The 21,428-nt window shown below is 44.2% G+C and carries 17 protein-coding genes; 15 read left to right on the top strand and 2 right to left on the bottom strand.

From position 1 onward, the window contains the following. Window positions 1-9: 9 nt before the first annotated feature. A complete protein-coding gene (locus tag G006_RS0120150) occupies window positions 10-780 on the top strand; it encodes a PEP-CTERM/exosortase system-associated acyltransferase (protein ID WP_020485028.1) in 771 nt (256 codons plus the stop codon). 63 nt (window positions 781-843) lie between these two features. Here G006_RS0120150 and prsR read toward each other — a convergent pair whose 3' ends face one another. Further along, the gene (gene prsR / locus G006_RS0120155) at window positions 844-2,220 is read right to left on the bottom strand and encodes a PEP-CTERM-box response regulator transcription factor (RefSeq protein WP_020485029.1); all 1,377 of its coding nucleotides are present in this window, start codon (window positions 2,218-2,220) and stop codon (window positions 844-846) included. Further along, window positions 2,207-4,306 carry an XrtA/PEP-CTERM system histidine kinase PrsK gene (gene prsK, locus G006_RS0120160; protein WP_051067726.1) on the bottom strand — a complete coding sequence of 700 codons (2,100 nt, stop codon included), beginning with the start codon at window positions 4,304-4,306 and terminating at the stop codon, window positions 2,207-2,209. The genes prsR and prsK overlap by 14 nt, the downstream gene beginning before the upstream one ends. Window positions 4,307-4,401: 95 nt before the next feature. On the opposite strand from prsK, the gene G006_RS0120165 reads away from it, so the two are divergent. From G006_RS0120165 to G006_RS0120230, 14 genes are all read left to right on the top strand, one after another. Then, complete coding sequence (locus G006_RS0120165) at window positions 4,402-4,875, top strand: Crp/Fnr family transcriptional regulator (protein ID WP_020485031.1); 474 nt, start codon at window positions 4,402-4,404, stop codon at window positions 4,873-4,875. A 32-nt stretch (window positions 4,876-4,907) separates the two neighbouring features. Continuing rightward, window positions 4,908-5,645, top strand: coding sequence for a PEP-CTERM/exosortase system-associated acyltransferase (locus tag G006_RS0120170; protein WP_020485032.1), 738 nt, complete (start codon window positions 4,908-4,910; stop codon window positions 5,643-5,645). Window positions 5,646-5,725: 80 nt separating this feature from the next. Beyond that, window positions 5,726-8,125, top strand: a complete 2,400-nt coding sequence (locus G006_RS0120175) for a tetratricopeptide repeat protein (RefSeq protein ID WP_020485033.1) — start codon at window positions 5,726-5,728, stop codon at window positions 8,123-8,125. Between the two features lie 33 nt (window positions 8,126-8,158). Then, on the top strand, window positions 8,159-8,821 hold the full coding sequence (locus tag G006_RS0120180; protein WP_152428985.1) for a polysaccharide biosynthesis/export family protein: 663 nt from the start codon (window positions 8,159-8,161) through the stop codon (window positions 8,819-8,821). 66 nt (window positions 8,822-8,887) lie between these two features. Then, on the top strand, window positions 8,888-10,435 hold the full coding sequence (locus tag G006_RS0120185; protein ID WP_020485035.1) for an XrtA system polysaccharide chain length determinant: 1,548 nt from the start codon (window positions 8,888-8,890) through the stop codon (window positions 10,433-10,435). Window positions 10,436-10,458: 23 nt separating this feature from the next. Next, window positions 10,459-11,358 carry an XrtA-associated tyrosine autokinase gene (locus G006_RS0120190; RefSeq protein ID WP_020485036.1) on the top strand — a complete coding sequence of 300 codons (900 nt, stop codon included), beginning with the start codon at window positions 10,459-10,461 and terminating at the stop codon, window positions 11,356-11,358. Next, entirely contained in the window at window positions 11,336-13,018 is a 1,683-nt protein-coding gene (locus G006_RS0120195) for a TIGR03016 family PEP-CTERM system-associated outer membrane protein (protein ID WP_235048891.1), read from the top strand. The genes G006_RS0120190 and G006_RS0120195 overlap by 23 nt, the downstream gene beginning before the upstream one ends. An 11-nt stretch (window positions 13,019-13,029) precedes the next feature. Continuing rightward, entirely contained in the window at window positions 13,030-14,064 is a 1,035-nt protein-coding gene (locus G006_RS0120200) for an XrtA/PEP-CTERM system-associated ATPase (protein WP_020485038.1), read from the top strand. Between the two features lie 5 nt (window positions 14,065-14,069). Next, entirely contained in the window at window positions 14,070-15,197 is a 1,128-nt protein-coding gene (gene wecB, locus G006_RS0120205) for a non-hydrolyzing UDP-N-acetylglucosamine 2-epimerase (RefSeq protein WP_020485039.1), read from the top strand. A 6-nt stretch (window positions 15,198-15,203) separates the two neighbouring features. Continuing rightward, on the top strand, window positions 15,204-16,067 hold the full coding sequence (locus G006_RS0120210) for an XrtA system polysaccharide deacetylase (RefSeq protein ID WP_020485040.1): 864 nt from the start codon (window positions 15,204-15,206) through the stop codon (window positions 16,065-16,067). Between the two features lie 6 nt (window positions 16,068-16,073). Further along, window positions 16,074-17,093 carry a FemAB family XrtA/PEP-CTERM system-associated protein gene (locus G006_RS0120215; protein ID WP_020485041.1) on the top strand — a complete coding sequence of 340 codons (1,020 nt, stop codon included), beginning with the start codon at window positions 16,074-16,076 and terminating at the stop codon, window positions 17,091-17,093. Continuing rightward, window positions 17,093-18,298: a TIGR03087 family PEP-CTERM/XrtA system glycosyltransferase gene (locus G006_RS0120220; protein WP_020485042.1), complete on the top strand. Its 1,206-nt coding sequence runs from the start codon at window positions 17,093-17,095 to the stop codon at window positions 18,296-18,298. The genes G006_RS0120215 and G006_RS0120220 overlap by 1 nt, the downstream gene beginning before the upstream one ends. After that, window positions 18,299-19,435 (top strand): TIGR03088 family PEP-CTERM/XrtA system glycosyltransferase, encoded by a 1,137-nt coding sequence (locus G006_RS0120225; protein WP_020485043.1) that lies wholly within the window; start codon window positions 18,299-18,301, stop codon window positions 19,433-19,435. 20 nt (window positions 19,436-19,455) lie between these two features. Next, the gene (locus G006_RS0120230; RefSeq protein WP_020485044.1) at window positions 19,456-21,339 is read left to right on the top strand and encodes an XrtA/PEP-CTERM system amidotransferase; all 1,884 of its coding nucleotides are present in this window, start codon (window positions 19,456-19,458) and stop codon (window positions 21,337-21,339) included. Window positions 21,340-21,428: the final 89 nt, after the last annotated feature.

Genomic DNA, 21,428 nt, shown 5'->3' on the forward strand with positions numbered 1-21,428 from the left:
GGGTGTATCTTGAATCGACAGAAGCAGTCTTTCGATCATTGTTTCGAGGTATTTTTAGCTGATACGCCGGAAAGTAAAAAAATTCATTATCAACTCAGATACCGGGTTTATTGCGATGAAATAGGCTTCGACGATACGGAGCAGTTTCCGGCGCAGCAAGAAATCGACGAATGGGATAAAAGCGCAATTCATTTTTTAGTCAGGCATAAATACACGCAGCAGTGGTTGGGCGGGTTGAGGATGGTCAAGCCCAAAGGTCACGTTTTTCCGTTTCAAGAAAGTAGCATTACGTCTGAACGTATACCTAGCGGCAGATACAAAAATTCCGTCGAAATTTCCAGACTATGCGTTACTAAGGACGCAAGGCGGTTTGCTTTTAGAAACCCGGCTATAGACGCACCTGAAGAAAATCGCAAAATTAGTTTTCTGCACGATTACCGCAACATCAATAGAGACATAATGTGGGGGCTGTATCGGGCGGCGGCAGTTTATTCTCTCCGGCAGGGCATTAAGCATTGGTATATGTTATCCAATCCGGCACTGGCATATAGTGTTAAAAAACAAGGCTTTGATATACAGCAAATAGGCGAAGCCAGTCGTCAGAGTAAGCGTCTGCTTTATTGTTTGAGCACAAAGCAAGTGTTGGAAAATTCCTTATGGTTTGAGGACTACCGACACGATTTCCGCTTATATTCGGATATTACAAATGACGTTTCTGTCGATATGGGTGGGCGCCAGGTAAAGCAAATCGGGGTTATTTCTTATGTATCGAGAATCTGATTTATCCGTTTAAATCCGTTGCGTAAAACCCTCGCCTGGAACTATCTGGTCAGGCCTTCTATGTCATTCCTGGTGTTCATCAGTATGATTACGCAGCAAAGCTTGCAGTCCGTATTTTTCAAATAAACCGTACAAGGTTGGTCTGGTAACGCCCAATAATTTAGCTGCTTCGGATATGTTATTGTCTGCGTAGGTCAGAGCTCGTTTGATGGCGATGGTTTCTGCCGCTTCTCTTACCGACTTTAGATTCAGCGGCATAGACTTGTCGCTATCGGTACCAATTTCCAGCTCTTCGGCGGTGACGAAATTGTTGTCGGATAAAATGACGGCACGTTTGATTTTGTTCTCCATCTCACGAATGTTGCCGGGCCAGTTATAAGCTTCAAGAGCACGAGCTGCGTCGTGGGAAAAATGCTTTTCCTTGGAATTGTTTTCGCGGCAATAGCGTTGTAACAGTACATTGGCTATCGTGATGATATCCCCCTCGCGCTCGCGCAAAGGAGGAATATCAACGACAATCTCACTGAGCCGGTAATATAAGTCCCCCCGGAAATTACCTTGCGCAATAAGATCGGGTAAATGGCGATGTGTTGCACATATGATGCGCACATCCACGGCAATTTCCTTTCTACCCCCTAACCGTTCTATCACGCGTTCCTGGATAAATCGCAGCAATTTTGCTTGTAAGGCAAAAGGTAGGTCGCCGATTTCGTCCAAAAAGAATGTGCCGCCTTGCGCATATTCGATTTTGCCTTTAGTTTGTGCTACCGCGCCGGTGAATGCACCTTTCTCGTAGCCGAATAATTCACTCTCTAACAATGTTTCTGGTATGGCTGCGCAGTTCACCGCTACAAAAGGTTGAGAGGCGCGTGCGCTTAAGCGATGCAAGGCTTTTGCCATTAGCTCCTTACCGGTGCCGCTTTCGCCGATTAATAATACGGTCGCTTGGGTAGGTGCAATTTTTTCAATCATCCGCATGACCGCCTGCATTTGCGGGCTGGTGGCGATCACACCCGTCAGGGGCTTTTGTTGCTGCAATATTTGATAGTCGCGTTCTAGAGCGTCGAGCTGAAACGCTCTTTCTATGATTAGGCCCAAGACGTCCGGGTCTACCGGCTTTTGATAAAAGTCATAAGCGCCTAAGGCTACTGCATGAATAGCATTTGCGCGGTCATCATTGCCGGTTACTACGATTATCTTGGTGGCTGGCGCTAATGCGAGGATTTCCTTGAGAGTGGCGAGTCCTTCAGTGGCGTTGGTGGGGTCGGGTGGTAAACCGAGATCCAAGGTAACTACGCTTGGCGTATATCGTCTAAGTGCTGCTATTGCTTCATCTCTATTGCTTGCAATTACTACTTCGTATTGTTCGAAGGCCCATTTCAGTTGTTTTTGTAAGCCTAGGTCGTCCTCAATAATTAACAGTACTTTAGAAGTGATCATTATTTCCTTGATTTGCGGAAACTCGCTGAGCTAGTGGTAATTGAATGGTGAAAGCAGTGCCTTGGCCTGGATTGCTATCAACCCGGATATTTCCGGACTGCTTTAGAATGTAATCGCGGGCTTCGTAGGCGCCGATACCCATTCCGGCATTGCCTTTTGTCGTATCGAACGGCTTGAATAGGCGTTCAGCAATGAACTGGTGGTCCATGCCTATACCGTTATCGATAATTTTGATGACAGCATAGTCTTGGTTTTTTGTTAATTCAAGCTTAACCCATCCATCGCTTGTCGCTATGGCGTCTTGGGCGTTTTGAACCAAATTAGTCAAGATATTGGTAAGTTTGATTTTGTCGGCCGTCACGAAACACTCGCTGAGTGTGGTTTCCATCTGCAATGGCGGAGTGCCGAGATGCTGTTGCGCGATGTTTTTAACCAATTCCACCAAATTAATGAAGGTATTGGCTGTGGTTGTGTTGGTCTCGCCTTGTTTTAACTGTTCGACTATATGGTGCATTTTTTTGACTACGTTATTTAGCGTGTCTATGGTGTCGTCGAAGAAGTCCGGGTTATGTTTATGTTTTTCCGCGTTTTTTACGATCAGGGAGATCTGGGCCACCAGATTTTTGAGGTCATGTACCAAATATGCTGAAAGGCGGTGATAAGTTTCAAATTGACGATTATTGGCGAGTTCTTCGCTTGTCCGGTTCAGCGCGAGAGCGTTGGCAAGTTGCATTCCCACAGTTTTTAAAAGATCGTGGTCTTCCCAGTCAAGTTTTCTTGGCGCGCGTGCCTGAGTTAACACGACAAAAGCTTCAAGTTTGTTTAGGTGAAATAGCGGCACTATAAGCCACACTTGGCTATCTTCGTAGCACCACGGCGATAGATCTATATCATCGTAAACTTCTGGAGCATGAGCGAGTTCGAAAAAATCGATGACCCATTGCTTGTTAGCTAAATATTGAGGCAGGTCGCCTATGTTGTGGAGATATTCAATTTCTTGTGGAGTGAGTTTGAGGTTTTGTTCTGCGGCTAGAAAAAAATGGCCTTGATCGTTTTTTAACCACAAACCGCCCCCTGCGCTTTCTACTAAGTCCGTCAAAGTGGTTATGATGAATCCTTTCAGTTCCTCAAGCGACTCAAGTTTTGCCAGCGATTTGCTGATCTTGAGCCACTCTTCTCGGTAATCGTAGCTATAGTGAAAAAAGTGCTTACTAAAATACACCTTGGAGATCGCCCGTATTTTTCCGGATGTAAACGGGATAATCAGCAGGAGAATGGCGAGGAAAATAAACAGAGTTTGTGCAGCCTCACCCCATTCGGTATTTGCGCGTTTGATATAAAAACCGGCAAACGACATAAGGATTAAATAGATGCCGCAACCTAGCAGGATCGTTGAGTAAAAAATAGTTTTGCGAGGTGTTGTCAGTTCTGTACTTTGGCTGTTAAGCTTTAGTCGGGTCAATGTGACTGCTAAAAGTGGTGTCATGAGTGCGTTAATTACACCTCGTGACTGCCAGAGCTCGAAGTCTAAGCTGCTGAATAGCAGTGATTTGCTGTAAACGAGCAAATCGAACGCGAATAGCGAGCCAAGGCTTATACACAGAAATTTGAGATTCCACCTTTGCTTCAGGGGGGTGCTGCGGTAAAGCTGCTCAACCAGGATGAGGCCAAATACAGCGGATACAACGTGCGATGCGAAACGAGGATCGACGTTCAGATGTTCTCGGATTAGGGTTAGGTAGCCAGGGAAGATCTCAATACCTAAAACCAGCAAGATAGTTAGGGTAGCGACCACACTAACATTCGACTTAAATATTTGCTTGTGATCGTTGTATATCTGTTTGGACAGCAGTGCACCAAGCTGCAAAAACCAAGATGCATTGCGGAGAGTTTCGTACGGCAGCGTGTCAGCGAAGAAGAAATGGCTGTTTTTTGTGGCGATTATCACGCTTGTGCACCATGCTAACGAGCACAAAACTGCTATTATGAAAGGCAGATGCCAGTTTTTCCTAAAGCAAGCGTATAAAAGTAAAAAACCATAAGCGATTGCTGCGCTCAAGTAGCTGTAATAAATGTAGCTTTGCATTTAGTGTCGATGTTTAAGTGTTTTTATACTACGTTAATTATTATACGACCTTATAAGCAGTAGGTAGGATCATTACTTTGCAAATTCAGGCGGACATGAAAGAATTATTTAGTGACGTACTAACTAATGCGCAATTCTCCGACGGTTCCGGCTGGAAACGATATCGCCTAAATGCGGGTCAGACCATCGTGAAAAAAGGCCAGCAAGGAAACACATTATTTCTCATAGAAGAAGGTGTTGTTAGAGTGTTAGGTGGTGCAGAGCTGGATGGGAATCGGCGCATAAGTCCCGGCCTCTGTGATTTAGAAGCTGGGGCAGTATTTGGAGATGTCTGTTTGTACGAGCCCAGAGAGAGAACGGCCTCTGTTGTTTCGTTGACTGATGTGTGTTTACTTGAAGTTCGTAGTGACATGTTGAGCGTTTACTTGGACGATCATCCGGTGCAGGGTTATTTATTTTTGAAAGGCTTGTTTCAAGCTATGTCTAATCGTTTGGGATTAGCAAATGATCGAATAGAGCATTTACTGGCATGGGGAATTAAAGCACATGACATCGATAAATATTTGTAGTTGGATGATCCTCGTGAAAATGAGAGGGCAAGATGGATGTGGAGCCTAAGTTATCACTGGCAGAAAGTTTTAGCCGTTACTTCAAGGTAGGTCTCGCTGAAAGTGACGCTCAAAAGGAATTTGTTTTTCAAGTAAGATATCGCGTTTATTGTGAAGAGTTTAAATATGAGCCTGTTGAACGTTTTGCTAATCGCCTTGAAGTAGACGAATACGATCAATATTCCCGCCACTGTTTGATTACGCATTTGCAAACTGGTATCCCGGCTGGTTGTGTAAGAATGGTTCCTGCTATCGGAGAGCGACACAATAATCCATTGCCGTTAGAAAAATACTGTGGCGTTAGTTTAGATAGCAAGCTTATAGATAATTTAAAGCTTCAGAGAAATACAGTATGCGAAATATCCAGATTAGCTGTGGATGGGGCGTTTCGTAGACGTACTGGAGAGACTCTAACGCGTTTCGGTGAAATTAACGGCTTACAGTTTTCGCCTCAAGAGCAGAGGACTTTTTCGTCAATAGCAGTTGCTTGTTTTTTTGCTGCCACAGTCCTGACAGAGGTTGATGGGCGTACAAATGTGTTTGCAATGATGGAGCCGTTCTTGCCGCGTTTGATGCATCGGTCAGGTATAGATTTTCAAAGAGTTGGTAAGGATATTGACTATCATGGTATACGTGCACCTTATTTCATTACTACTCAGGCCGTTTTGGGAAATATGCATCCCGATTTGTTAGAGTTATATTCCTGGATAAAAGAAAATATTGTTAGTTAATATGACGGGATCGAATGTAATTGTATATTTCTCGGCGATTAATAGGTAGCCAGATAAAATATTGGGGTTTTGGTAATAGGATGAAAAAAAAAATAATCAGTTCCGTAGTTCTCGCATGTTCATTTTTATTGCAAACAGCGGCATGTTCCTCGCCGGAGGAGGCTGCTCAGAGTCATTTGCAAAAAGGTAAGGAGTTTTTTGAAAAAGGGGAGTTTGATAAGGCCTTGCTGGAGTTGAAGACATCCAGCCAAAGCAGCGATAAGTTTGGTGAGACCTATTTCTATATGGCCTTATTGGACGAAAAAAATAATAATTTCAAGTCTATGCGGCAAAACCTAATTAGGGCCTTAGAATTAGAGCCAAGTTTGACTTCCGCAAAAATAAAACTGGGTAAGCTCGATATCGTTTTCGGAGATTTGGAGAAAGCATTGGAGCAAGCTGAGTCAGTTTTGGCAAGTGATTCAAGCAATACTGACGCAAAATTGATCAAGGCATCAGTTTATATTAAGCAGTTGAAAAAAGATCAAGCAGCGGAAATAGTTGATTTTGTTTTGAAGGACAGCCCGGATAATGTTGAGGCTTTGTCGTTGCAGGCGGCTTTATTTGCTGAAAAAAATGAAATAGATCAAGCCTTGGTATTGGTAAATAAAGCCTTGGAAAAACAGCCTAAAAACCTTCCTTTGCGTTTATTTAAAATCAAACTCGATGCAGGGCTGAATAATATAGATAGTGTGATAAATGGGTATGAGGAGCTCATTCAGTTATACCCGGATGCTAGTAACTTTAAATTAAGTTTGGCTTCCATTTACTCGATGACTGATAAGCTTGAGGAGGCGGAGAGGCTATTAAGGGAAATGGTTGAAAAATCAAATGATAAAAGCGAACCTGAAATCGTGTTGATCGAATTCCTAAATGCTCGTGCTAAAGATCGGGTTATTCCAGAGTACAAGGCTATGCTTAACCGTCATCAAGGGCAACCTAAGGTGTTGTTAGAGCTATCAAAATGGATGGTTGCGTCAGGGTATGCTGAGACTGGTAAAGAAGGATTGGAACAAGTTGTTCAGCTAGAGAAGAATAACGAAGCAGGCTTGTCAGCTAAAGTCATTCTTGCGGAAATTGCGCTAACGGAAAAGCAGTTTAGTGCTGTAGAAAGCTCTTTGAGAGATGTTCTTAGTGTTAATCCAGAATTGATTCAGGCAAATTTGCTTAAAGGCCGCTTTTTGCTGGCTCAAAATAAAACCGATGAAGCCATTGAGTTTCTTAATAAGCTTATATGGAACAAAATTAATGTAGACGATGTTTATTCCTTGTTAGGTGATGCCTATTTAATAAAACAAGATCGGAAACAGGCTGAGAAAAGTTATAAGCAGGCGTTAGAAGTTAATCCAGCCAATTTGGTAGCCTTTTCTCGTGTGTATGGTAACTACATACAGGCTGGGCAAAATGATAATGCTAGACAATATCTTGAAAAGGCGTTATCGATAAAACAAAACGACGTTTTACTGCTTACTAGTAAGGCTGAGTTGGATATTTTGGAGAAAAAGTGGGATAGTGCCCAAGAGGCTATTCAGCGGCTAGCGCTTTTTTCTAAAGATAAGGCTATGCCTATATATCTTCAAGCCAATGTTTTGCAGGGTAAAGGTAAGTATGCTGAGGCAATTAGCTTGTATGATAAGCTGATACAACAGTATCCTAATCATCTAAATTCATTGATTAATTTAGTTAGATCTTATGAGGCTCTTGGGCAAAGAGATATGGCTGTTGCTTATTTAGAAAAGCACCATGTGAAATATCCTGATCAATTAAGCGCTGTAGGTGTCTTGAGTGATATATATATCGCAAATAATGATTTTTTAAAAACCAAAAAGCTGTTGACGGATCAGATTAAACACACTCCAAAGGCAGTATCGATTTATCTCGCTCTTGCAAGGGTTGAGGCAATGATGAATAAAAATATTTCTTCAGCTAAAGATGTGTATTTGCGAGGATTGGAAGTCAATCCAGATGATCCTCAGTTAGCTATGGCTCTGGCGGCTTTGTATGAGCAATTAAACGAAAAGGAAAATGCAATCAGGGCGTATAAATCAGTACTCGATAAGAATCCGGGCAATAACTTAGCTATTAACAATTTAGCGTCATTATTGGTGGAGTCAAACAGTCGCGACGAGATTGGTCAAGGTATGGAGTTAGCAAAAGTATTTAAAGATTCCGATAACTCCTATTTTCAAGACACATACGCTTGGGCATTAATTAAAGCAGGTAGTAATGAGGAGGGTCTTAAGTTATTACAGTCCTTGATTTTAAAAGAACCTAAACTGCCTGAGTTTAGATATCACTTAGGAGTTGCGCACATGAATGTTGGTAATAAAGCGACTGCGATAAGTGAGCTTAAACAAGCTATTAGTTTGTCTGAAAAGCAAAAGCGAAATTTTTCCGGTAAAGATAACGCAAAAAAGATACTTGAAGAAATAGACAATTGAGCAGGTAATTGGGTAACTATTTAGATTATGATTATGCCGATATTTAAAAAAAAGTTGTTGTATTGTTTGATAGCACTTGTCCTTGTTTCTAGTTTTGGTGGGTGTTCCCAACCTCTGCTTGAGGATGTGCAACAGACTGCTGACTATACTTATCAGATAGGGCCCGGGGATAGTGTCAATATTTTTGTTTGGGGTAATCCAGAGTTATCTACCTCAGCACCTGTTCGTCCGGATGGAAAGATAACCGTTCCTCTAGTAGAAGAATTGTTGGCTAGTGGTAAAACGCCATTTGAACTTGCTCGGGACATTGAGAAGGTGCTTTCGACCTATATCAAGAGTCCGCAGGTGGTTGTTATGGTAAGCGGATTCAAAGGGATTAGCACTCAGCAAATCAGGGTTATTGGGAGAATTGGTGGCGGTGGCGGTGGCGGTGGCGGTGGCGGTGGCGGTGGCGTAGGACGTTACCAGGGTAAGTCCATTCCATACGAGAGGGGAATGACGTTATTGGATGTTATTATTCAAATTGGTCTGAACCAATATGCTGATGGCAATAGAGCCAGTGTTATCAGGGACGTGAATGGAGAATTAAAGCCGTTTGGTGTAAGGATTGACGACCTGATTGATGATACAGATTTGTCAGCTAATGTCTTGATGATGCCTGGGGACATTTTAATTATTCCCGATGCGTATTTTTAGGTGGTTTGACTTTTTCTGTAGGTAGTATCCCCATTAATTTTAGATTGAAAAAAACGGCTAGTTAATATGCAGCAAGATCTTTCCGAAGTTTATTTTTATTTGAAAGGTACTTTAAAGTACAAGCGCCTTGCCATCGTTTTCGCTTTGGTTGTCTGTTCAGCTGCTTGGGCGTACATTTTTATGATGCCCGATAAATTTGAATCTAAAGCTAAAGTTCATATTGATTCAGCTACAGTGATTAGACCTCTCATGAGAGGCATGGTTGTAGAGCCTGATATATCTGCGCTGATCAGAATAATTCAGCAGCTAATGTTTACGAGACCCAATCTGGAAAAAATTATTTCGCTATCCCAGCTAAGTAGATCGCAGGATAGCTCAGGATCTGCTACCGAATTGATCGAGAATCTCAAGAAAGACATAACAATTGCAGGAGGCAGAGGAGATATATTTGATATTGCTTATACTTCCCAAGATCCTGAGGTTGCGAAGAGTGTGGTTCAGGCTGTTCTTACTGTATTTTCAGAACAAACTGAGGGGAAGGCATTGGCCGACGCGAGTGATGCGCAGCGTTTCATCGAACAGCAGATACGAGAATACGAGATTAGGCTGCAAGATGCTGAAAAAGCAAAAGAAGAATTCAAGCGCGCAAACATAGATTTACTCAACGGCTCTGATCAATTTCAGAGTTTGCAGAAAATGAAGGAACAGTATCTAGATGCCAACACGGCTCTAGATCAAGCTATTTCTCGACGAAATGTATTAGCGGAGCAGGTTGCTGAAATCCAAGAGTCTGAAGAAGACTGGGGTCTACCGACATCCACTCAGGAAGTATCCGCAGATAATGCAAGGATAGAATCTCTGAAAGATAAGCGCACTGAATTGTTGCTGAAATATACCGAACGCCATCCAGAAATAGTTGAAATTGATAAGTTGATTGAGACGCTGAAAACTCAAGAGAATCAAACTAAGACGAGTCAGACACAAGCAAGCGGAGATATACAGGAAGGTCTTTCCGAAAGTATTGGTGCACAGAAAATGGCGAATCCCTATGTTCAGGCGTTAAAAATGGGTTTTGACAATGCTCAGGCTGAAGTTGCTTCTAGTCAAACTTTAGTTGAATCAATTCGAAACAGGATAGCAAAACTTGAAGAAGGCTTGAATGAAAGATTGACCATAGAAACGGAAATGAAAAATCTTAACCGGGACTATGAAACGATAAGTGGCAAGTACGCTGAGTTATTGGATCGGCGTGAACAGGCTCACATTACCGAACGCGTTGACGACCAGACATCTCGTTTGAAATTCAAAATTGCTGACCCCCCTAGTAAGCCCAACAAACCTAGTTCCCCTAATAGAAAATTATTTTACTCTTTCGCACTTTTGGTTGGGGTGATTTTAGGATTCGGTGTCGCGTTTTTGGTTTATTTTATACGACCAGTGTTCATGTCAACGAGACAAGTAAGGGTTGTGACCGGGCTACCATCCTTAGGTAGTGTGTCTCTTACTTCACAGGGCATAAGTCAGACCAATAATATTGACTGGTTACTTATTTCGACTTTTGTAATACTGCTAAGTGGCTATATCGGTATCATGATATTTGAGATACTAAAGTAAAGTGGTATTAAACAGGTAAATATATGAGCATTATAGAGAATGCGCTGAAAAAGGCAGGGAGCCAAGGATTAGTTGTGGAAAATAATAGTCAAGAGTCGGCTATCACAAGTAAACCTGATAGGGGTGTCAGCGAAAGCAATTTAGAATCGGTTGGGTTGCGAGAATCTTCCCGCGCATTTTCGCCCGAGCAACAAGTTGTTGTTGATTGGGTTGGTTTGGCTGAAAATGGTTTTATAGATAATAATAATGCAAAGTCTCAGCTAGCTGAAGAGTTTAGGGTTATTAAGAGACCTTTGGTAAACAATATACAGGGCGCGGAAAATAATGGTATTAATCGTTCTAATTTAATTCTTATTTGCAGCAGTTTGCCTGGGGAAGGTAAAACATTCGTTTCAATTAACTTGGCTTTGAGCATCGCTAACGAAAGAGATAAAAAAGTTTTGCTTATAGATGCGGATGTAGAAAAGCCAAGTATATCAAAACAATTGGGGGTTAATAGCCCTCGCGGCTTAATAGAGTATCTAGAAGATGATAAGGTCACTTTTTCGGATATCTTACTAAAAACAGATCTTCCAAATCTTAGTTTAATTACGGCGGGTAAAAGACATAAATACTCGACAGAGTTGTTGTCAAGTCAACGGATGTATTTGTTTGCGGAAGAAGTGAGTCGGCGATACAAAGACCGAATTGTGATTTTTGATTCGCCTCCGTTGTTAGTTGCTACTCAGGCCCAGATACTTGCGGAACTTGTGGGTCAAGTAGTGCTGGTGATCGCGGCGGAAGTAACCCCTCAGAGCGTGGTTAATGAGTCGGTTGCGAAGCTTAGTAATTGCGATGTTGTTATGACCCTTCTGAACAAAACAAGAAAAGAGATAGATATATACGGCCACAATTATAGCTATGGGAAATATGGGCATCTGTGACGGTAATCGTCTTTCCGGTTTATCTCTAGCCACCTTGCTTTCTGGTTTAAGTGTAGGCATGGTTTTACATTCTAGCGCTGCAAAGGCGCTTGATTGGAGATTTAGTCCAAGTTTATCGGCGAGTGAAATATTTTCTGATAATTTGACGCTTTCTGAAAATAACAAAAAAAGTGGCTTTGTAACTGAGATTAGTCCTGGAGTTTCGTTGTATGGGGATTCTCCTTGGAGTAATTTCAATTTAAATTATCGTATGCAAGGTCTCTATAATGCGGGTGGTAGAGATGCTATAGATATAAATCATCAGCTTAATATGAATTCTTTGTATCAAGCCGTTCGTAACACTCTATTTTTGGAAACTGCAAGTTCAATAAGCCAGCAAAATATTAGTAATTCTTTTGTTACCACTGATAATATTTCTGGAAGTGGCGGGCGAACTGAAATTAAGACTTTTAGCATTTCGCCGTACTGGACTCCTAGATTTGGTCGGTTTGCAACGGGTTTAGCTAAAGTTGGTTATAGTAATTCATCATTCGGGGATTTAAATGGGTCATCAGAGACGCAGCAGCGGTTGTCGACTCCTATATCTGATTCTGGCACCTTTACTCGACAGGCTAGATTGTCCAGCGGCAGTTACTTTAATAGAGTTAACTGGGGATTGAACTATTCGTCCCAAGAGCAAAGTAGGGCTGCCGGACAAGATGTTCGATTTGAACAATACCAAGGTAATGCCCGATATTATATCAATAATAAATTCAACCTTTTTGGACAGGCAGGGTTTGAAAATAACGATTTTCAAACCTCGACGAACAGCATAAGTAACGGTTTTTTTTATACGGTTGGCGGGCAATGGACGCCAAGCAAGTGGTACTCACTTGAGGTTGGTATCGGTAATAACAAGCATGCTACGTTGCAATTTAATCCATCGGAAAATCTTAGTTCGACCATTACGTATCGTAATAAAGATGTTGGGTTAAACACTGGCGATTCTTGGGATGCAAATTTTAACTATCGAGCTAAGCAGCTGACTATTGGATTTAATTATTCCCAAGAGACAACGACGCTGCAACAATTGTTCGCCGAGCAGGGTTTTTTCCTTCGGGATGCTTCGGGCAGTTTAACTCAGGTGGTAAATACTCAAGATTTAGTTTCACGGGGAATTCTAACCCCTGGTCCGACTGATCCTGTTACCGGACGATCATCGTTGATTCCAGGCCCCAATTTTAACAATACCCAGCTAGTTTTGAATCCGTTTGATTTGGTAAATGACGTGATTATTAGAAAGCGTGGAAACCTTTCTTTTTCCTACCAAACCGGTAAGAGCAGTTATACCGCTTCGGTATTTAATGAACGTAGAACATACGAAGCTCGTTCAGGAGAGGATATGTCATACGGCGTTACGGGCAGTTGGCAATGGCAGTTTACTCCGAGAATGGACCTTTATCTACGTCCTTCTTGGCAACATACGGATGGCGAATTGTCCAGTAATTCTCGATATGATGTTGCTTTGGGAGTAAGCCGGGGAGTTCCGATTAATCTGGGACGACCCTTATTAATGGATACCAGGCTCGAGTTTCGGCATATCAATCAAATATCTGATTCCTCTCAATTTGATGGTTATGTTGAGAACCGGGCGACAGCTAATTTTAACGTACGATTCTAAACAGAAAATACATGTACGACGGATTTTATAATCTCACCCAAAAGCCTTTTCAGCTTAGCGCTGATCCAGATTTTTTTTTCCAAAGCTCTGTACATAAACGTGCTTTAGCTTATATGCATTACGGCTTGACGCAGGGTGAGGGCTTTGTTCTCGTTATAGGCTCGCCTGGCACGGGTAAAACTATGCTGGTAAAGAGTTTGATAAAAAATTTGAACAAAGAGAAGTTGTTAATTGGGGTGATGATGACTTCTCAAGTGGGTCCCGAAGACACCTTGAGGATGGCGGCATCGACATTTGGTTTTTCATTTTCTCTGACGGATAAGGCCAGTTTATTATCTGGGTTTGAAAAGTTTATCGCTGAAAAAGCCAGAGAAGGAAGGCGATTGCTTTTAATCGTCGATGAAGCTCAGAATTTGCCAAAACAATCCTTGGAAGAATTGCGTATGCTTACCAATTTGGATGTTAATGGCAATCCTGTTTTTCAGGTGTTTTTGATTGGGCAACCCGAATTGAAACGCACCATTTACTCTGCGGATATGGAGCAGCTAAAGCAGCGCATTGTCTCTACATTTCAGCTTGATCCGTTGGATTTGGAAGAGACCAAAGAATATATACTTTTTAGGTTGCAAACCGCCGGTTGGTCTGGGACTCCTGAGTTTACGCCAAGTGTTTTTGAGGCTATTCACGAGTTTAGTGGAGGTATTCCTAGACGCATTAATTCCTTGTGTGACCGTCTGCTGTTGTTCGGTTATTTGGAAGAGTTGAAGCTGCTGGATGAGCAGGCAGTGACTAAAGTTATCGTCGAGGTTAAGGAAGAAATGTTGCTCGAGGTTGCTGACGAGGAGTATGAGAGTTCCATGTCGCCGTTACATCGTTTCAGTGGTGCTGATTCAGAATCTCTCGAGCATCGGATTGCCAGACTCGAAGATGTTGTCACCAATCTTCGAAACAGTCTGAATAAAGAAAAAGCGCTGCTTAGAAAAGCTATTCTGCTGCAATTGGATATGGATGCAGTTTACAGCGATACAACAACCTCCCTGGATTAACAAAAATGTTCCCTAAAGTCTTGGTTTGCGTGGTTGGCGCGCGACCTAATTTCATGAAAATGGCGCCAATTATTAGGCAGTTGCAATCTGTTCGGCATTTGATCACTCCTTATCTGGTGCATACCGGTCAGCATTACGACCAAGCCATGAAAGATACTTTTTTCCAACAGCTCGGTATTCCGGAGCCGGACAAAGATTTGGGTGTTGGATCCGGCAGTCATGCAGTGCAGACTGCAAATGTCATGTTGCGCTTTGAGCCGGTTTTGGATGAGGTTAAACCTTTTGCCGTGTTGGTAGTGGGTGATGTCAATTCGACAATCGCCTGCGGTTTGGTCGCAGTGAAAAAAAACATTCCATTGATTCATGTTGAAGCCGGTTTGAGAAGTTATGATCGGCAAATGCCTGAAGAGATTAACCGGATTTTGACTGATCAACTTTCTGACCTGCTATTCACCACGGAGCGCGCGGCGGCGGACAATTTGATTAAAGAAGGTATTGCCGAACAGCGGATATGCTTTACCGGGAATGTGATGATCGACACGCTTCTGGCTAACTGCCAACAAGCCTCCTCTTTGGCGGAAACATTGCAGCGATACGGTTCTAGGCAGATTGTTTCGGAAAAAGCCTATGCCTTGTTAACACTGCACAGACCATCCAACGTTGACGACCCCGAAACACTGGCGCGCTTGGTTCGGGTGGTAGGGGATATCAGTGAAAAACTCCCGGTGATATTTCCGGTCCACCCACGTACACAGCAAAAAATTGTGGAAGCGGGTTTGCTGCAAATATTGCCGCAACAGAGGGTGATTATGTTGCCTCCGGTGGCATATTTGGAAATGCTCGGTTTGATGCAATCCGCCCAATTGGTTTTGACTGACTCCGGTGGTTTACAGGAAGAAACCACCGCATTGGGTGTACCTTGTGTGACTTTGCGGGAAAATACCGAAAGGCCGATCACGATCACCGAGGGTACTAATACTATTGTGGGAACTGATCGGGCTAAAATCATGCAATGCGTTGATGATATTTTGCTCACGGGTGGTAAAAGTGGCCGAGTCCCGGAATATTGGGATGGTAAAGCCGCTGGTCGCATCGTCGATGAAATTGTGCGTCGTTATGAGTTGGCAGGGTAAGGCTATATGAATTTGCCTGTACGGGTTAATGCCATGACGGTCGATGTCGAGGATTATTTTCAGGTCTCGGCTTTTGAGGCGAATATTCAGCGTAGTCAGTGGGATGCTCTGCCGCACCGGGTAGAACAGAATACCCAGAGGATTTTGGATTTGTTTGCGCAACATCAGGTAAAAGCCACTTTTTTTACCTTGGGCTGGGTGGCTGAGCGTTATCCGCAATTGGTGCGCCGGATTGTCGATGAAGGGCACGAACTTGCTTCCCACGGTTATCAGCACACTCGGGTAACCGAACAAACACCGGAGCAGTTCAGGCAAGACCTTAGAATTAGCCGGCAGATTCTGGAAGATATTGGCGGCCAGTCCGTTGTGGGTTATCGGGCGGCAAGTTATTCGATAGGTGCCAAAAATCTCTGGGCGTTGGAAGTGCTGGAAGACGAAGGCTTTCAATACAGTTCCAGCATTTACCCGGTAAAGCATGACTTATACGGCATGCCAGGAGCTCCTCGATTCGCTTACAGGCCGGATAACGCGCCCAAACTGCTGGAAATACCAATTACTACGTTGAAAATACTGGATCGCAATATCCCCTGCGGCGGCGGCGGGTTTTTTAGATTATATCCGTATCAGTTTTCAAAATGGGCTTACCGTCACCTCAACAATCACGAAAACCAGTCTGGAATTTTTTATTTTCACCCTTGGGAAATAGATCCCGAACAGCCGCGGCAGCATGATTTGTCGTTCAAGACCCGTTTCAGACATTATTTGAATCTCGATAGAATGCAAAATCGCCTTAACAGCTTACTGACCGATTTTGCTTGGGATACCATGCAGAGCGTGTTTCTAAGCAAACAAACAGACAAATCATCATAGTCAGTCATGATCAAATTACTTGAGCCAGCCCAAAGAGAGCGTTGGGATCACTATGTCATGGCTGCGGTCGATGGCAGCTTTTTTCATTTATCAGCATGGCAGCAGGTAATTAAACAAGCCTTCGGCCACGATACTTACTATTTCTACGCAGAACAAGATGGTGAAATCACCGGTATTTTACCCTTGACCCATGTCAATAGCTTGTTATTCGGCAATTCTCTGGTTTCAAACGCGTTTTGTGTATACGGCGGAATTGTTGCCAGTAACGATGAGGCTTTTGCAGCCTTGCAAACCAAAGCCCAAGAACTGGCCAGAGAATTGGGCGTGGATAGTCTGGAAATGAGAAATCGACAACAGAAGCATCCTGATTGGCCGCACAAGGAACTCTACGTCACGTTTAGAAAAGAACTCGATCCAGATGTCGAAAAAAATCTAAATGCGATCCCACGTAAGCAGCGGGCGATGGTGCGGGCGGGCATCAAAGCCGGTCTTACAAGTGTCATAGACGACAATGTCGAACGTTTATATCGCGCCTATTCTGAAAGTGTCAGGAACCTTGGCACCCCGGTATTTCCGAAAAAATATTTTCAAATTTTGCAGGATGTATTCGGCGAGAGTTGCGAGGTGTTAACGATAGAGCACGAAGGTCAGCTGGTCGCCAGTGTGATGAGTTTTTATTTTAAGGACGAGGTTTTGCCTTATTATGGCGGCGGCACCGACGCGGCCCGTGATTTGAAAGGCAACGATTTCATGTATTGGGAAGTGATGCGGCGTGCGGTGGAAAAGGGATGCCGAGTTTTCGATTACGGTCGCAGTAAAGTTGGCACAGGCTCTTATCGCTTTAAAAAGCACTGGGGTTTCGAACCGGAACCTCTCTATTACGAGGTTGATTTGGTTAAAGCGAAACAAATACCCGAAATCAATCCGCTCAATCCTAAATACCGCTTGTTTATTGCGGCTTGGAAGCGCTTGCCTTTGCCGGTTAGTCAGCTAGTTGGCCCTTGGCTTGCCAAGGACTTAGGCTAATGGAAAAGCCTAAATTACTTTACTTAGTCCATCGTATTCCTTATCCACCTAATAAGGGCGATAAAATTCGTTCTTTTCATTTTTTGCTCGCTTTGGCGGTCGAATACCGGATATTCCTCGGTACCTTTATCGATGACCCTGATGATAAGCAACATATCGACGCCTTAAAGTCTTTCAGTGCAGATACCCGCTGTATCGAATTAAATCCCCAGAGCGGTAAAATTAAAAGTTTGATAGGCTTGCTGAATGGAGAAGCCTTGAGTTTGCCGTATTACCGTAACTGCGAATTGCAGGAATGGGTAGATAAGACTATCCACGAACAGGGTATCGAGCGGGTAATGATCTTTTCGTCGCCAATGGCGCAATATGTTGAGAAATATACCAACTTGCATTGGGTGGCGGATTTTGTCGATGTTGATTCCGATAAATGGCGGCAATACGCGCTTAGCAAGCATTGGCCAGCAAATTGGATCTATCGGCGAGAAGCCGAGAAATTGTTGACTTATGAGCGCCGTATCGCCAGTAGGGCCGATGCAACAATATTCGTATCCGAACAAGAAGCAGGTTTGTTCAAAACGTTGGCGCCTGAATCGGCAAGCAAAATTGGTTTTGTAAACAACGGAGTGGATACGGATAGGTTCGATCCGGGTTTGTCATGGCAAACGCCGTTCCTGGCCGATCAGCAGGCTATTGTATTCACTGGCGCCATGGATTATTGGGCTAATGTTGATGCAGTCAAATGGTTTGCCGAGCAGGTATTTCCTGTTATTAAAAACCAATTGCCGGAAGTTCGTTTTTATATAGTGGGTTCCAAACCCGCCAAAGAAGTGTTGCAGCTGGCGGAAAACGAGCCTGCCGTAATTGTGACCGGTCGGGTTGACGATGTCAGGCCCTATGTTGCTCACGCGGATGTTGTCGTTGCGCCCTTACGCATTGCCAGAGGCATTCAAAACAAAGTCCTGGAAGCCATGGCGATGGCCAAGCCGATAGTGGCTACCTCGGCAGCTATGGAAGGCATTCCGGGTGGGGCAGATTTGCATGTGGCGATAGCCGACGCTCCGGAAGACTTTGCCAGCCAAGTTTTACGGTTTTTGGAGCAGCCGGTCGAATCCGCTAACGTCAATCGCCACTATGTAGAAAGCGATTTCAGTTGGGAGCAGAACGGCCAACGCTTGTGCCGATTGTTAGCGCGTGAGACTGCATAAATGTCCAGACCGTTGCCGCCCTTAATCGTGCACATCATTTATCGGCTAGGCATTGGCGGGCTGGAGAACGGTCTGGTCAATATCATTAACAATTTGCCGGAAAACAATTACCGGCATGCCATTATCTGTTTGGCGGATAGCACCGAATTCAGCCAACGTATCAAGCGGCAAGATGTGATCGTTCATCAGTTGCATAAGCGCCCAGGACAGGATTGGGCATCGTTTTATACAGTCTATCGCTTGTTGAAACAATGGCAACCCGCTATCGTGCATACCCGTAATTTAGCGGCAATCGAATATCAGGCTTGCGCGTTGTTAGCCGGCGTGCCTTATCGGGTGCATGGCGAGCATGGCTGGGATGTCTTCGATCCCGACGGTAGTAACGTCAAATATCAATGGCTAAGGCGGGGTTTAGGTTCAATCATCCATCGCTTCATTCCTTTGTCACAGCATTTGCAGGACTATTTGCTGAATCGAGTGGGCATTCCTTCGGCTAAAGTCACGCGCATCTGTAACGGCGTCGATACCAAAACATTTTATCCTCGTGCCGGAGTTAGACAAATACCGGAGGGTTGCTCGCTGAATTTGGATGAAAAGTTGGTGATTGGCACGGTCGGACGTATGCACGGCGTGAAAGATCAATTGACGCTGGTTAGGGCATTTATCGATGCCTGTGAAAACTCTCCGGAATTTGCCCAAATTGCCCGTTTGTTTTTGGTTGGTGACGGGCCTTTGCGAGCCGAAGCGATTGAATTGTTAAATACCGCCAGCCTGATCGATAAAGTCTGGTTACCCGGTGAGCGCAACGACATCCCGGAAATCCTGCGCAGTCTGGATATTTTCGTATTGCCGTCAAAGGCAGAAGGTATTTCCAACACTATACTGGAAGCGATGGCAAGTGGATTGCCGGTTATCGCTACTCGAGTCGGCGGCAACCCCGAGCTGGTGCTGGACGGAAAAACCGGGTGTCTGGTAGAAAAAGCGGATGTAAAGGGCATGTCATCCGCGATGCGCGAGTTGGTGCTGGGTGACGGCAAACGGAGGCAATTCGGCGAAGCTTCGCTTGAGCGGATTCAGGCGGAATTTTCAATCGATAGCATGGTGAACCGCTATCGGCAAGTTTATGACAAGCAGTAAATGATTCAGAGAGAACTCATATGTGCGGCATAGTCGGTATTTTCGATATTACAGGTGCTAGTGAAATAGACCGCAATTTGTTGTCGCGGATGAACGAATCCCAGTTTCACCGGGGGCCAGACGAAGGCGGTTTGCATACCGAGCCCGGTTTGGGTTTTGGGCATCGCAGACTGTCCATTATTGACTTGTCCAGCGGTCAGCAACCCATGCATAGTCAGGATGGCAATGTGGTGCTGACCTATAACGGCGAGGTCTATAATTTTCCGGAATTGCGAGAAGAATTGGAGGCATTGGGCTTTAGCTTCAGGACACATTGTGATACAGAAGTCATTCTCTATGCTTGGCAAGCTTGGGGTGAGTCTTGCGTGGAACGCTTGCGCGGCATGTTTGCATTTGGGATTTGGGATAGGCCACGGCAGACCTTATTTTTGGCCAGAGATCGTCTCGGTGTAAAACCACTGTTTTATGCCGAATTAAGTAACGGTCAGTTCATTTTCGGTTCCGAACTGAAAGCATTGAAACAACACCCTTTACTGCCTAAAAATGTTGACCCTACTGCGGTAGAAGACTATTTCGGCTTTGGATATATTCCCGATCCAAAAACCATATATAAAGGTGTTTATAAGCTTGAGCCCGGATATTGTCTAACGATTAAACGAGGGCAGAATGGCTTTCGACCTAATCAATATTGGGACGTTAAATTTCAGACAGCTTCTGCGGGCAACGTAGCCGAAGCCGGTGAAGAGTTAATCGAGCGCTTGCGAGAAGCCGTGAAAATTAGAATGGTCGCTGATGTGCCATTGGGGGCATTTCTGTCGGGCGGCGTTGACTCCAGTGGTGTCGTGGCATTGATGGCGGGACTATCCAAAGATCCGGTCAATACTTGTTCGATTTCCTTTGGCGATCCTAAATTTAACGAAGCGCAATTTGCTGCTCAGGTTGCGGACCGTTACCACACCGCACACCGAGTTGAACAAGTCGATCCCGAAGACTTTAGTTTGATTGATCAATTGTCCGGTTTGTATGACGAGCCATATGCGGACAGTTCTGCGTTACCTACTTACCGGGTTTGCGAATTGGCCAAGAAACAGGTGACGGTGGTGTTGTCCGGCGATGGCGGCGACGAAAATCTGGCCGGTTACAGACGCTATCGCTGGCATACCTATGAAGAGAGGATGAGGGCATTATTGCCTGATGCGTTGCGGATGCCTTTGTTCTCTACCTTAGGCAAGGTATATCCGAAGCTGGATTGGGCGCCAAAGGTATTGAGGGCGAAGACCACGCTCGAGTCTATCGGTAGAGACTCGATGGCGGGTTATTTTCATAGTGTGTCGGTACTCTCCAACGGCATGCGCAGCCAATTATTTAGCGATAGTCTAAAGAGCGAGTTGCAGGGTTATCAAGCTATTGAAGTATTCCGTCGGTATAGTCAGCAAGCCCCTGATCATCCATTGTCAATGGTGCAATATTTGGATTTAAAAACTTATCTGGCTGGCGATATTCTGACTAAAGTTGATCGGGCAAGTATGGCTCATGCCCTGGAAGTGCGAGTACCTCTGTTGGATCATAAACTAGTCGAATGGATGGCGACCTTGCCGCCCGATTTAAAGCTACATGGGCGAGAAGGTAAATATCTTTTTAAGAAAGCGTTGGAACCTTATTTGCCCAGTGATATTCTTTACCGGCCCAAAATGGGGTTTGCAGTGCCATTGAGTAGTTGGTTTAGAGGGCCGTTAAAGCTGCGTGTTCAGCAGGCCTTACTGGGGGAAACTCTGAAAAGCACTGGGTGGTTCGATGAAGCTTATTTGCATCATTTGGTTAGTCAGCACCAGTCCGGACTGCGCGATTACAGCGCGTCGATTTGGTCATTGCTGATGTTTGAAGCGTTTCTTCGAAATAGTTAAATGATCGACTTTCAAATTCTGGATCTGTACCTGTGTGCAATAGACAGATACAAGGTATTTTGCTAGAGTGCGAACCAATTCAAAGTTTA

This window comes from Methylomonas sp. MK1, assembly GCF_000365425.1.
In the GTDB taxonomy this organism is placed as follows: domain Bacteria; phylum Pseudomonadota; class Gammaproteobacteria; order Methylococcales; family Methylomonadaceae; genus Methylomonas.